Raw genomic sequence first — 12,921 nt, 5'->3', positions numbered from 1 at the left:
CCGTCCAGTTTTACGGAAACGTTATCGAGGACGTCTTTTTCTCCCGTTTCGTCTGGCCTGGATAACATGCCATTCCTTCGCGTAATTCCTTTTTAATTAATGTTTTATTTATCCGACCAAGAGTTTTATCCCAACGATTTTCTACACACTCATATTTATAATATTCAATCTTACAGGTAGACTCCTCTGTACCTTCCCAAGTAGAACCAATCTTAGAGCAGTACCCACATTCTTCAGCCGTTTTATTGCATTCGCCAACCGATACCCAAGACCATCTACCTTTTGTGGTATCACATTCATAAACAGCAGTTCTTGTACCGCACGAGTTGCACGAAGTTTTCTCGGCGGGAGGAGTGGCCGAACAGGGAATTGTTTTGTCACAGGCCCATCGCTTGTAACCACCGGAAAGCCAACTGCTACCGACATCATAACTCATCTTCATATGTTCACCGGTTCCACTGGTAAGCCCTAAACTTTTAGCACACTCCAAAGAAGTACCCTTAGCACATTTATACTCTTTAGAATCAGTACCATATTGTTTGGAAATACAAGCAGCAAAATCGCTTACGCTATCAGAACAGCAATCTTCATCCGTAGTGCATTCTTCTGCTGTCTTGTCGCACGCGCCCCATTCGCCGCGAACCCACTCGCCCGTAGCCGAATCACAAGTTATCGGGCGCGTTTGAATTCCGCACGTATTGCAAGATTGGCTGGAAGCAGGTTGTGTTCCCTTACATTCGCAAGAGTCGGAGATAGAACACGCGCTCCATGCGCTCCAAGTGCCCGTAGTTGTATCGCAGGTTCTCGTTTGTGTGCCGCCGTTTTTGCATCCGCACGCTTGCGTAGAAGGACCTTCACAAGTTTTCGGTGTATTATCGGGTTTTTCATCCGCCGAGCACTCCGCGCCGCTCGTGTAGTCCGCTTTGGCGGTCAGTTCACTGCACAAAGGATAATTTTTATTTAACTTGGCACATTGTTCCGCGCTATCACAGCACAAGCGTCCGTCCCGGTAAGACGGCATTTTTAATGTATAGCCGTATTTACCAGTGCTGGCCGCTTCTATGCCCGTGTTCTTTAATGTGTAATTAAAGTTCTTGGTCTTTAACGAGGCCAAATTGACCGTGGCCGCGTCCGTGGTATAGTCCTTATCCAGGGCACAGCGTCTTTCCTGTTCCGTTCTCACGGCTGCCATCATTTCTTCGGCTTCCGTCGTTTTGCGCGTCTCAATTACTTTGTTGAATTTCGGTAATACCACCGCGGACAAGACGCCTATCACGATGACCACTACCAAAAGTTCCGTAAGCGTAAACGCTTTCTTCTTTCGGTTATTCTTCATTTTCCCTCCTCTTAAAATAGGGGACGTACGGATAGTGTTGCGTACGCCCTATGGCTTTCTGTCTTGTTAGAGGAGGGACAGAAAGAATTAGCAAGACACCTTTTTTAGCGGCTTTCAACTGCCGCATACGGTCCCCCTCACAGGCTCGCCATTAGATAAAATCTACAAAAAAATTAAAAACCGGGTCAAGCCCTTGTGTTGCCTGTGGCAGAATTTACCCAGTTTTTTATGGAGTATCAAGAAGTCTTTATTTTACCCATTTCTAGAATTAAAAACCCGGGGCAGAAAAATATTCCGACCCGGGCGCAACCAAAAAGTTACTTCTTACTACTATTTAAGGGCTTCCAACATAGCAGGGATAACGTCGTACAAATCCCCTTGGACGGCATAATTAGCCACCTTCATCATAGGGGCTTCGCTGTCTTTGTTAATGGCTACAATCACGTCGGAGCCGCTCATCCCGGCCATATGCTGTATTTGGCCCGAAATACCGCACGCAATATAAAGTTTCGGTTTTACCGTGCGGCCCGTCAGCCCGATTTGGTAGCGGTAGTCAATCCACCCGCTGTCCACCGGGGCGCGGGAAGCCGCCACCGCTCCGCCCAAGCGGTCTGCCAATTTTTTAAGCAAGTCAAAGCCCTCCGCTTTACCTACACCGCGGCCTCCGGCTACGATTACTTCGGCTTCCGAAAGGTCCAGGCCTTCTCCCTCGCTTTTAATAAATTTGATAAACTGCGCCAAAGAGGTATATTTTGCCGCATCAAACGGGAATTTTACCACTTCGCCCGTCCGGCCCGCCTGCAAAGCGGCCTTTTCATAAGACATCGGGCGCAGGGAACACATTTCCGGGCGGGTGTGCGCACAAGTAATGGTAGCCATTAAATTGCCGCCAAAAGTCGGGCGCGTGGCGTGCAGTTGTCCGTCTGCCGGGTTAATCAGCACTTCCGTAGCATCTGCCGTTAAACCGGTGCCCACAAACACCGCCGTTTTGGCCGATAACGAACGCCCCATATTGGTAGCCGGGAGCAAAAACTTGTTGGGCTTGTAGGCTTCAATCATTCCCGCCAAGGTTTTGGCATAGATATCGTCCACATAGTTTTCAAGGGCTTTGTCGTCGCAGACATACACCACATCAGCGCCGCGGGCAAACAAATCTTGGGCAAAGCGTTCCACCTGATAGCCTAAAAGTACCGCACATAATTTTTCGCCCAAATCATCGGCCAGTTTGCGGCCTGCGGTTAAAAGTTCAAAGGCGGTAGGGCTTAATTTACCGCGCTGGGCTTCGGCAAAAATCCAAACATTTTTAAAATCTTTCATATCGTTTTATCCTTAAATATACTTGGCATCCTTTAAAATTTTAACCAAATTGGCGGCCTTTTCCTTACCGTTGGCACCCTCTACGGAAACAGAACAAACTTCGCGCTTGGGCACGAACGATTTGACCACGCGGGTGGGGCAGTTTTTTATACCCAATTTATTTTTATCCGCACCGATATCGTCCGCCGTCCACTTGGTAACCTCGGCCCGTTTGGCAAGCATACGCCCCTTTACGCTTCTCACGCGCGGGCTGTTGATTTCCTTTACCACGGACAGCACACACGGAAACGGCAGTTCCACAACTTCGCTTCCGTCCTCGGTCAAGCGTTCCACCACAATAGATTTGGGCTTTACTTCTACCACTTTTTTTACAAATGCCGCATTGGGCATTTGAAGCCAAGCGGAAATCTGCGGCCCAATATGGCCGGTATCACTGTCGTTAGTTTGCTTACCGCAGATAATCAGGTCCACGGGGCGGATAGAATTAATCTTTTCAAGCCCTTTGGATAAAGCATAACTGGTGGACCAGGTATCCGAACCCGCAAAGGCCATATCGCCCAGTTGATAGACGTAATCTGCGCCGCGGGCTACGCTGTCGCGCAAGACGGCTTCGGCTTGCGGCGGGCCCATCGTAATAACGGACACCACTCCGCCCACTTGTTCCTTTAAGGTTACGGCTTCTTCCAGGGCGTACTCGTCAAAAGGATTCATCGCGCTGGCGGCGCCGGAGCGGATTAAACATCCGGTGGCCGGGTCAATTTTTACATTATCAGATTTGGGGGTTTGTTTAACACAGGCTACAATGTGCATAAAAGTTTACTCCTCATCGCCTTTGGCGGCATATTCTTTAATAAGCGCCGTGATAATTTCGTTCTTTTGAATATGCACGGTGCCCTCGTAAATTTGGGTAATTTTGGCGTCGCGCATATACTTTTCAAGCGGGAAATCGCGCATATAGGCAACTCCGCCGCAAAGCGTTACGCACTCGTCGGCCACTTCCATAGCCACGTTGGAGCAGAACAACTTGGCCTCAGCACTGTATTTGGTCCAGCGTGCGCCTTTTAATTTTTTGAGTTCGTCGTGCACCGTAGTACCGTTAGCCAACGCATTTTTGACAGCGGGCAAATATTCCGTATCCATACGGTGCGTGAGTGAATATACAAGCGCACGGCCCGCTTCGGTTTTGGCGGCAAGTTCGGCCACTTTGTGCCCCAAGGCCTGGAACGTAATAATCGGCTGCCCGAACTGTTTGCGGGTACGCAAGTAAGGAATCGTCTCGTCCAGCGCGCCCTGCGCAATACCTACGGCCTGCGCGGCCACACCGGGGCGGGAATAATCTAATGTTTCCTGCAAATACAAAAGCCCGCGGCCCTCGCTGCCAAGCAAGTTGGCTTTCGGTACGCGGACATTTTCAAAAATAAGTTCGTAAGTAGGATTAGAGCGGATACCCATTTTTTCCTCTTTTTTCCCAAAAGAAAAACCGGGTGTGCCCTTTTCAATAACGAGCAGCGAAATACCGCGCGCCCCGCGGGCCGGGTTAGTATTGACGGCTACGGTGTAGAAATCGGCTTCCTTACCCGTAGAAATAAAGTGTTTTGTTCCGTTTACCACATAAAAATCGCCGTCCTTAATGGCGGTAGTTTTTAAGGCGGTAGCATCAGAGCCGGCTTCGGGTTCCGTCAAGGCAAAGGCCCATAATTTTTTGCCGGAAGCCAAATCGGGGCACCACCGTTCGCGCTGTTCCTTGGTAGCGGCTAAAAACATCGGGATAGCCCCCAAAGCACTCGTACCAGGCGTTAAAGCAAGGCCGGCGCACACGCGCGAAAGTTCTTCAAATGCCATAGCAAGGCAGGTAATCCCGCCGCCCAGACCTCCGTATTCTTCGGGAAGCCACAGCCCCATAATGCCGGATTTTTTGTATTCTTCAAGCATTTCTTTGGAAAACTGTTCCTTGGCGTCCATTTCGGCACGCAAGGGTTTTAATTTCTTTTGAGCCAGTTCCCGGGTTGTATTGAGAACTTCCTGCTCCATTTCGTTAATTGCGTAATCCATTATTTATCTCCCTGATTAAAATTTTTAGAGGGTTTGCGGTAACGGCGGCGGAAAAAGCGCCGTTTTCCGCCGTTCTTTTTAGTAGGCGGAACTAAACTGCGGTATAAGCGTTCCTGCTTTTTAACCATTGTGGAAGCCGTAAATTCCGCAAAATCGCGGTGGTCAATCGCGGCTTCAAACCGTTCGCGCAAAGCGGCGTGGCGCAAGAGCACCTTCAACTTATCGGCAAAAGTGTTAATATCGTTGGGTTTCACTAAAAAGCCCGTCTTGTTATTGGTAATCACCTCGCCGATGCCGTCCACATCATAGCAAACGGCGGGCACGCGCATTGCCATTGCTTCCAAAAGCGACATTGGCAGCCCTTCACGCAAAGACACGCTGGCATACACATCACTGATTGCCAGCAGTTCCAAGGCATCACTTCTCCACCCGGGAAAAAGCACCTGCTTTTCAATACCTAAATTTTTGGCCAAATTTTCAGCCGTCTGTTTAAGAGGGCCTTCCCCCGTAAAAATGAAATAGACGTTCTTCATTTGGCTTAACACCTTATACGCCGCCAACACAAAATGAATCGGGTTTTTAAGCGGTTTAAAATTAGCAAGGGCTAATACCACCTTGGCATTGGCCGGAATTTTGAAAGAGGCCTTCTTGGCGGCAGGGTCAAACTTTAAGGGCAAAATGGGATTAAAATTAATCCCCGCGCGGATAAGTTCCGTCCGCACGCCCTTGCCGATACCCAGTTGCTTGGCTTCGGCGGCATTGCGGCGGGACACAAACACAAGCACATTCGTAAAGCGGGAGCAGAACTTTTCCACCGCCACAAAAAATTTAAACTGTCTTGCGCCGTGTTCCTTGGCAAAGCCCAAGCCGTGAAAGGTGTGCACCACCTTGGCTTTGCGCCAAAACAAGCGTGCGGCAATCCGCCCCAATACGCCTGCTTTGGGGGCGTTGGTATGCACAATATCAGGCTTTACTTGGCGTAAAACGCGGCCCATTTGCCACACCGCCCAGATATCGTGAAATATATAACGCGGGCGGATATCGTGGCGCAAGGCGGAAATAAAAAATACGCGGCCGGCATCATTTTTCAGTTTAAAATCCAACCGTCCTCCGGGGCCGGTTGCCAAATAGGTTTCAAACTGCTGTTTATTTAGGGTTTTTAATGTAGTCAGCACGCTGGCTTGCGCGCCGCCTTGGTCCATACGGGTAATAAAGTACAGAATTTTCGTCTTTTCCATTTAATTAATCGTCCCTGTGGTAGTATTTAAGATACGGGCATTGGGGAAGTAATATTTAATAATTCCTTTATAATCCATACCTTTTTTAGCTAAACCGTCCGCCCCCTGCAAGCACAGCCCGTAACCAAACCCGGTATCATAACCGCGCACCAAGACGCTTTTGATATTTTTCCCCTTGTAGAGCGGAACAATATCAAACAGGTTGGAGCGCATTGTGCCGGCGCTTAAAATAAACGCGGCTTCCTGCGGGGTTTTGGCTTCGTACGAGCCTTTGCTGCCCTCAAACCGTATGGACAAAATGCGCCCGTTAGGTGTTAGCGAAGTGGGCATAATGGCGCGCAATTTGCCGATATTTTGTTTGTAGGCGATACGGTTTTGAATCTCTTTTCCGTCGTAAACATACATCCACTTAATGCCGGACCATTGGGTCGGGTCCTGCGGGCGGGAATACAAATCGGCCGGAGGATTGGATAAGAGATATTTGCTTACATTGGCGGGCGAGAAAATATAGCCCGGTTTATCCGCGGTGTTTTGAATTTGGTCCGCGGTCAGGACGCCGCAATTATCATACGAACCTGCCTGCGCCTGGGTAAGGCGGATTTTGGCAGATTCTTTGGAGGCATCCAAAAGCGTTTTAAAGATAAGGTTAATTCCTTTAAATTTAAAATCGGTGTCATTATCTGTAATAAAATAGGGCCGGTCCTTTTGTTCTTCTGCCGCCTGCAACAAAGCCGAACGGAGCACCACGGCAAACGCTTCCAAGGCCGCCGGATGTGTGATGCTCTGCACGCGGGAAGCAAGCAAGGCCGGAATTAAATCTTCGGCATTTACATTATTAACCAACATAAACCCGCCGGACGTGGGCACAACAATCAATTCGCCTTGCAATTCTTTATCGCTCAAATCAGCCGAAAAAATATTTTCAGCCTGCGCATTTTTAATAAGCAAGGTCCGTTCCGGGTGAACGAGTGAAACGGTAAACGGCCGCTTGGCGGAAAATTCTATATGACCTTTGGCATTTTGCAAATCCACGCCGCCCGTCAGCGGGTTAAAAACAATCTGCTTGTCTATATACGACGGCACACGCAGCACCTCACCCAGTTTTTCGTCCGTTACTGTTGCCGTACCGGAGGGCTGGAAAGAAATCGCCTGTAATTCCTGCGGGGTTTGTTCGCGGTTAGCATAGAGAGCCATTTTTATTTTTGGCGAAGGCGTAGAGGGCAGTTCGTGCACAATGGGCTGGTCCAAGCGCAAATAAAACAAGTAATCAATACTTTTATTTCCAAATTCTTTGGAGTATTTGGCGATTTTTTTAGCCAGTTGTTTATTATCGGGGTCCAGACTATAAAGGGTAGCGTAATACTGCCAAGAGCGGAGTTTGTTTTTATCCTTTTCGGCCAGTTGGGCAAACAGTTTGGCCGCCGCGTAGTTTTTACTGTCGTGCGTTAAAGCTTGCTGCAAAAACACCGGGGCCAGATGGCGCGAAGCCTTCATTTCCGCGGCTATTTTGCCCAACATATAAGATACAAAGGAAATATTATACGGGTTAGCCGTATATAAGTATTGCCACTCGGCGGCGGATTTTTCTTTATTTCCGCTTAAATACCAAGATAACGCATTACCCGTTTTGGACGAAGAAACATATTCAAAATCGGCGGTCAGATACATCAAATCATCAAACGATTTACGCGCTTTTTTATATTTTCCGGCGGCTAAATATGTCCACCCGCGCGTAAGTTCCATAAAGGGGTCGTCCGGGTTTAGTTCACACGCGCGGTTGATATACGACAAAGCCTGCTTGACTAGGCCGCGCTGCAAGGATAAAACGGATAATTCCAAATTTGCCGCGGCGGCGAGTTTGCTGTCTGCGGCGTTTTCAAAAGTTTTATAGGAAAAATAACACTCGTCGGGTTCCCCCGCCGCGCACTTTTGGGCCACTTCCGCAAGTTCTGGCGGCAAGGAATAATTTAACACACTTTTATGCAAGACGGTTTCGTTTAACTTGCTGTCTGCGTGCTTGGCGGCCAGCGAGGCTTTGCTAACCGTCTGCGCCGGCAAAACATTACTATCCGCCGCAGTCGTCTGCGAAAAGACCGCCCCCACACCAAACAAGACTAAAAAACCCGCAAAAAAGATATATCTTCTCATATACAAATTATACCAAATACAGTGCCCCAGCGGACGGCACGCTGTAAGGTTTCTATACGGAGTCCATTAATAGGTTTCAGAATCTACCGATTGTGTCGCTAGTCGTTGCCGTCATCCTGGAAAGTCGTAGTCCAGGATCTGTTGTTATTAAAACAAGAATTAGATTCTGGAACGCTCCGCGCCGGCAAACCTTCCAATATGCCCTCCATTTTAATAACAACAAAAAGCCCCAGCGGGCCGCACCAAAAGGAAAATCCGCTTTACCAAACAAAAACCCCGGGGAAAGAAATTCTCCGGGGGGGCAATATAAGATATTAACTTAACAGTCTAATAAATAGAATTCCATCTGCGGGTGGTGAACGAAAATTCCACCCGGCGGTTGGTTCTGCGTCCGTCGCTGGAATTATCCAGGGTAAGCGGCCTGTCCTTGCCGTACGAGTGGATGCGGATGCGCTCCGCATTTACCCCGCGGCTAACCAAATACGCCTTCATCGCGGCGGCGCGGGAAGCACCCAACCAATAGTTATATTCCGCCGTGCCGAGCACGTCTGTATGGCCCTCTACAATCAAGTGCAAGGAAGTTTTATCTTTCATTACATTGGCCACCTTATCCAAGAAAGGATAGGCATATTCCGGCGGACGGATAGAGTCAAATTCATAAGTAATCGCGGGCAAGCGCAAGGTTTTCGCCATACGCGCTTCGCTCTGATTATAGAGTTTTTCGTTCTTCTTGGCCTGTTCGTCAATCACCGGGTCGCGCTTGGCGGGACGCGGAATATCCTCGTCATTTTTTTGCGAGGATGCACACGCAAACAAGGCTGCCGAACATAAAAATAATAAAAAGGTTCTTAATTTCATATAAAAATCCTCCTGTTTTGATTATAGCAAAAGAGCGCATACTGCGGATATTTTTTATTTTCACACACGTTATCCACACACTGTGGATAAGTTGTTTATAACTTTCCATATACTCTACACAAAGCCCCGAAAAAGGTCCTTTTTTAAGGCTCCAAATGCGCTAGGTTTTCACACCCTGTGGATAAGTCTGTTTTTCTGTGGATAACTTACCCATTGTATAGGGGAATAAAATAAAAATTTCCATTTTTTCCGTCGGGGTTTTTATAAAAGCCCCCATTTTGCCTATTTTTTAAACTTTTTCAAAAAACTGTTGACAAGTTTACTTTTTTTTGCATAAAACGCCCCTTTTCGGGCATTTTTATTGTTTTTTAAGCGTAATTTTTGTGGAAAACGTAATTTTATCCACACCGCCCCGTATTTTTATGCTTCCGCGCTCTGCCCCCGACACACTTTCCAAGGAGCCCAAACCCGCGTTCCATACCAAATACGGCGGGCTGAACCGCACCGCAGGCGGCACATAATCAAACACAAAACCGCCCTTTAAACGCGCTTTGACGCGCAAGGCAACCGTATTACCCGGCACCAACTCCTTAGCCGATAAGGCGGCCTGCAAACGCTTTAACGAGGCTTTTTCGGGCGCAGTAAGCAGATATCCAAGCGGCAACGCGCTGAACCACTCCGTTTTCCCGGAGCCATAGGCCAAGGCAAAATCGCGCCCATAGGTTTTATTTGCCCGCTCCAAAGAGGCCTGCGCCACGGACAATTCGCTTTGTTCTCCCGCCACAAACACGCGGGCATTATCGGGCAAAGTTCCCCAATTTCCGGCCTCGGATTTGGGCGAAAAAAGCGCGAGCGCGCCAAATAACTCAGGTTTATAAAAAATTTCCTTTGCCACCCGCGCGGCTGGCTCCCCCTGCACCGCCAGCACACGGCGGGAAGGCGTGGCAAGCGTTAAATAATTGGTATCAATGTACGGAACTAACTCGCGCGCTAAAAAACGCACGATTTTGTCCGCCTCTTTATAATCTTCTTCTTTAAAATTAATCCCCACAGCCAACACTTGTTCTTTGGCGGCTAATGCGTGCCCGGCCTCGGCCTGCTTTGGTCCCGGCCCAAACAAATACACCACCGGGTAGCGTTTGGAAAGGGGCACAAATTCTTCGGGCAAAAAAACGGTAAGCGTATATTTATCGCCCATAATTTCGGACGGGAAATGCACAAAGGTTTCGCGTCCGGGATTAATAATCAGGCGGGATTCTTCCGCCCGGCAAAGGCCCGCGCAAAGCAGACAAACAAGTAAAAGAAATATTTTTTTCATAGGGGTATTGTACCATATCCCCTAGGCCGGGGCCTAATTTTTCTTGGGTCCAAAGACCCTTGTTTGCGCCCACAGAAACAGGTATTCTATAAATGTACAAATGAGAAAATTGTGGGGTAATTATGAAAAACAAAAACAACTTGCGCTTTTTGTTAGCGCTGGGAGGAACGCGGATTGTTGTACTGAAAAACGAGAACAATTTTAGTTTTTACGCCAATCAGGAAAAGAACCGCTTTAAAGACGGTGCAAACGCCGAACGCCTGATAGAAGCCATTGCCACCGGCAATTAATTTTTTCCCCTCCTCCTTTCCCCGGGCCACGCGCCCGGGTTTTTTATGCTCCGGCACGCGCGGATATAATGGTATAATAACAATATGAAAAAACACCTTTTTTTAGCGGCCTTGTTATGCGCCGCCTTATCGGCTTCGGCCCAAAACTCCCTGCAAAGCGCCCTGCCGCTTCTGCAAAAGAATAACCGCACCGCGGCGGAAAACCAGCGCGTGTTGCAAATTTTCCGCTCCTCCAAAGACCCCGACACCGTTTTTGCCGCCGGAGCCAGTTTGGTAAAAAATCCGCCGTCCAAGGCGCAGGAGCCTGCCCTTTTTAACTTGGTTTTGAAGAACGACGACGCTCTCAAACAAACCTTTGCCGCCGTTATTATTACGGCTATGGGGGCGGCATATGACGAATTAACCCCCGTTTTGCAAAACGCCCTGCAAAGCAAGGACCTTGTTTTGCGCTCGTACGCCGCCGGGGCTTATGGCATTATAAACCCCAACGACCAGAACTATGCGCTTGATGTCGTACGACTCTACGCTTACGACCCGGCCTTTGCCGTCCGTTCCTTAAATGTGCTGACGGACGATGCCAAGGCGCAACTGAAATATTTAAAGCAGGCCGCGTCCTCGGCGGATGACAACACCCGTGCCGCGGCCGCCGCGTGGCTTACCTCTTTGCACAGCGAAGGTGCCGCCAAACAACTTTTGAAGATGACCAAAACGGAAACTGTGCCCTCGGTACAGAGCCAAATTGCTACCGGACTTGCCAAAAACCGAGATTACACCTTGGCGGCAGTAGCCAAAGAACTCCGCCGCGATTATAATTCCCCCGCCGCGGCCACTTACGCGCTTGCGCTTGGGTTTATGACGGGCAACGCCGTGGATACAGTACGAAAGGGACTGCTGTCAGCCAACAAAAACGAACGTATTAACGCCGCCCGCGCCGCCGCATATATGGCGGGTGTACTGTCCAACCCTGATGCTTTTACTTATACGTCGGACCGCGCCTTTGACACCGGGCTTTTAAAAAGTTTAATTCCGCAGTTGAAAGTGCTCGTGCAAACAGGCGACGAAAATGTACGCATTTACACGCAAAACGCGCTTACGCAAATTGAAAAATTAATGAATTAATATGCAACAACCTATTATTAAAGCCAAAAAGTTGGACCCGCGCGCCCTGCTTCCGCACCGCGCACACGCGACCGATTCGGGCGCAGACTTGTTCGCCTTGGAACGCACGGTTTTGCCCGCACATACGGTAGTGAAAGTTCGCACCGGGATTGCCGTGGAACTGCCGGAAAATACCTCGGGCATTATTTGGGGCAAAAGTTCGGTGGAAAGCAAAGGCATTAAAGCAATGGCAGGACTCGTGGATGCACCGTACCGCGGCGAATTGCTGGTGTGTATGTACAATTTAAACGACAGCGAATTTGTGTTTGAAGCCGGGCAAAAAGTTGCGCAACTGGTGGTTTTGCCCACCCTGTACCCGTCGTTTGAAGAGGCCGATGAACTTTCCGGCACGTCCCGCGGCACAGGCGGCTTTGGCAGTACGGGCAGCAAATAATTTACGTTTTAGGCAGAAAGGACCCGCCCCGGGTTTGTACATTTCCCGGGGCGGTTTTATTTAGTCAAAAGCACTCTTTTACCAACCATTTTTGCCATACTCACAAGTAAAATAACGAACCTCAAATATGTAGTCTTGGCAAAGTATAATTTCACAAGTCTTTCCCTCTTCACTACACGTCTCGCCGCAACCATCATAGTTTCCACGGCCCTCGCCGGCACAATCCACCTCGTTTCCAGCATTCCAACCAGTTGGAGTCCAATAATATCCATAACATATTGTATCGCTAGTAGGTGCTGACGGACAACACTCACTCTTGTGGCTGGCCTTGTAAGTAGCATCGCCGCACGAACTTGCAACAATGCACGCGCCATCCTCGTCCATAGTAGTACCCGCCGGGCAGGCGCAGGAGCAAGTTTCGGTACTCCAAACGCCCTTTTTCCAATTAGGGTTATGGCCCCCCGCTTCACAACTTTGCGCACGATATAAGACATCATCAGAGGTCATATCGCAAGAACCTTTTTCCGCTTCACCACAGACCAAATATACCTCTTCCTTGTTTTTGAGTTTTAATTTCTGCCAACTCATTGTTTCCCCCTCACATTTAGGGAATTTGTAACCAAACAAATTTAACTCGCTCAAATACATATTATCCGCTTGCAGTGTATAACCTTGCTTATAGTTGCCTACACGCAAACTGGTTTCAAAATCAAAATCTGCCGTTCCGTTTCCGCTTCCCATAATTACCGTTGAACCTTCTATTGCAGGCGCATCATTTAGTTCCAGTTTTCCCCCTGCAATCTTTAATAAGT

General features: G+C 48.7%; 12 protein-coding genes. 3 read left to right on the top strand and 9 right to left on the bottom strand.

What is annotated here, in order from left to right; translation table 11 throughout:
- Nucleotides 1-10: 10 nt before the first annotated feature.
- From ACQY2K_RS07740 to ACQY2K_RS07705, 8 genes are all read right to left on the bottom strand, one after another.
- Nucleotides 11-1,336, bottom strand: a complete 1,326-nt coding sequence (locus ACQY2K_RS07740; protein WP_428041378.1) for a prepilin-type N-terminal cleavage/methylation domain-containing protein — start codon at nucleotides 1,334-1,336, stop codon at nucleotides 11-13.
- Nucleotides 1,337-1,666: 330 nt separating this feature from the next.
- Nucleotides 1,667-2,653 carry an electron transfer flavoprotein subunit alpha/FixB family protein gene (locus ACQY2K_RS07735; protein ID WP_428041377.1) on the bottom strand — a complete coding sequence of 329 codons (987 nt, stop codon included), beginning with the start codon at nucleotides 2,651-2,653 and terminating at the stop codon, nucleotides 1,667-1,669.
- Between the two features lie 12 nt (nucleotides 2,654-2,665).
- Entirely contained in the window at nucleotides 2,666-3,463 is a 798-nt protein-coding gene (locus ACQY2K_RS07730; protein ID WP_428041376.1) for an electron transfer flavoprotein subunit beta/FixA family protein, read from the bottom strand.
- 6 nt (nucleotides 3,464-3,469) lie between these two features.
- The gene (locus ACQY2K_RS07725) at nucleotides 3,470-4,705 is read right to left on the bottom strand and encodes an acyl-CoA dehydrogenase family protein (protein WP_177746165.1); all 1,236 of its coding nucleotides are present in this window, start codon (nucleotides 4,703-4,705) and stop codon (nucleotides 3,470-3,472) included.
- Nucleotides 4,705-5,943 carry a glycosyltransferase family 4 protein gene (locus tag ACQY2K_RS07720; protein WP_428041375.1) on the bottom strand — a complete coding sequence of 413 codons (1,239 nt, stop codon included), beginning with the start codon at nucleotides 5,941-5,943 and terminating at the stop codon, nucleotides 4,705-4,707. The genes ACQY2K_RS07725 and ACQY2K_RS07720 overlap by 1 nt, the downstream gene beginning before the upstream one ends.
- Nucleotides 5,944-8,091 (bottom strand): SpoIID/LytB domain-containing protein, encoded by a 2,148-nt coding sequence (locus ACQY2K_RS07715; protein ID WP_428041374.1) that lies wholly within the window; start codon nucleotides 8,089-8,091, stop codon nucleotides 5,944-5,946. It abuts the gene before it with no gap.
- 327 nt (nucleotides 8,092-8,418) lie between these two features.
- A complete protein-coding gene (locus tag ACQY2K_RS07710; protein WP_177746742.1) occupies nucleotides 8,419-8,949 on the bottom strand; it encodes an OmpA family protein in 531 nt (176 codons plus the stop codon).
- A gap of 358 nt (nucleotides 8,950-9,307) precedes the next feature.
- Nucleotides 9,308-10,267 (bottom strand): alpha/beta hydrolase-fold protein, encoded by a 960-nt coding sequence (locus tag ACQY2K_RS07705; protein ID WP_428041373.1) that lies wholly within the window; start codon nucleotides 10,265-10,267, stop codon nucleotides 9,308-9,310.
- Between the two features lie 122 nt (nucleotides 10,268-10,389).
- On the opposite strand from ACQY2K_RS07705, the gene ACQY2K_RS07700 reads away from it, so the two are divergent.
- The 3 genes from ACQY2K_RS07700 (at nucleotide 10,390) to dut (ending at nucleotide 12,109) form a co-directional block, all read left to right on the top strand.
- A complete protein-coding gene (locus tag ACQY2K_RS07700) occupies nucleotides 10,390-10,557 on the top strand; it encodes a hypothetical protein (RefSeq protein ID WP_177746746.1) in 168 nt (55 codons plus the stop codon).
- A gap of 84 nt (nucleotides 10,558-10,641) precedes the next feature.
- A complete protein-coding gene (locus ACQY2K_RS07695; protein ID WP_428041372.1) occupies nucleotides 10,642-11,676 on the top strand; it encodes a HEAT repeat domain-containing protein in 1,035 nt (344 codons plus the stop codon).
- Nucleotide 11,677: 1 nt separating this feature from the next.
- Entirely contained in the window at nucleotides 11,678-12,109 is a 432-nt protein-coding gene (gene dut / locus ACQY2K_RS07690) for a dUTP diphosphatase (protein WP_428037984.1), read from the top strand.
- Between the two features lie 78 nt (nucleotides 12,110-12,187).
- Here dut and ACQY2K_RS07685 read toward each other — a convergent pair.
- A partial coding sequence (locus tag ACQY2K_RS07685) for a hypothetical protein (RefSeq protein ID WP_428041371.1) occupies nucleotides 12,188-12,921 on the bottom strand: 734 nt, incomplete at its 5' end.

Source organism: Candidatus Avelusimicrobium fimicolum, assembly GCF_021632165.1.
GTDB classification, from domain to species: domain Bacteria; phylum Elusimicrobiota; class Elusimicrobia; order Elusimicrobiales; family Elusimicrobiaceae; genus Avelusimicrobium; species Avelusimicrobium fimicola.
The sequence above is the reverse complement of the archived record's forward strand: the minus strand, read 5'-3'. Positions and strand labels throughout refer to the sequence as shown.

Bases quoted from the DNA above. Each gene is read 5' to 3' on its own strand.
- ACQY2K_RS07740 (WP_428041378.1), bottom strand. From the start codon at position 1,336: ATGAAGAATAACCGAAAGAAGAAAGCGTTTACGCTTACGGAACTTTTG.
- ACQY2K_RS07735 (WP_428041377.1), bottom strand. From the start codon at position 2,653: ATGAAAGATTTTAAAAATGTTTGGATTTTTGCCGAAGCCCAGCGCGGT.
- ACQY2K_RS07730 (WP_428041376.1), bottom strand. From the start codon at position 3,463: ATGCACATTGTAGCCTGTGTTAAACAAACCCCCAAATCTGATAATGTA.
- ACQY2K_RS07725 (WP_177746165.1), bottom strand. From the start codon at position 4,705: ATGGATTACGCAATTAACGAAATGGAGCAGGAAGTTCTCAATACAACC.
- ACQY2K_RS07720 (WP_428041375.1), bottom strand. From the start codon at position 5,943: ATGGAAAAGACGAAAATTCTGTACTTTATTACCCGTATGGACCAAGGC.
- ACQY2K_RS07715 (WP_428041374.1), bottom strand. From the start codon at position 8,091: ATGAGAAGATATATCTTTTTTGCGGGTTTTTTAGTCTTGTTTGGTGTG.
- ACQY2K_RS07710 (WP_177746742.1), bottom strand. From the start codon at position 8,949: ATGAAATTAAGAACCTTTTTATTATTTTTATGTTCGGCAGCCTTGTTT.
- ACQY2K_RS07705 (WP_428041373.1), bottom strand. From the start codon at position 10,267: ATGAAAAAAATATTTCTTTTACTTGTTTGTCTGCTTTGCGCGGGCCTT.
- ACQY2K_RS07700 (WP_177746746.1), top strand. From the start codon at position 10,390: ATGAAAAACAAAAACAACTTGCGCTTTTTGTTAGCGCTGGGAGGAACG.
- ACQY2K_RS07695 (WP_428041372.1), top strand. From the start codon at position 10,642: ATGAAAAAACACCTTTTTTTAGCGGCCTTGTTATGCGCCGCCTTATCG.
- dut (WP_428037984.1), top strand. From the start codon at position 11,678: ATGCAACAACCTATTATTAAAGCCAAAAAGTTGGACCCGCGCGCCCTG.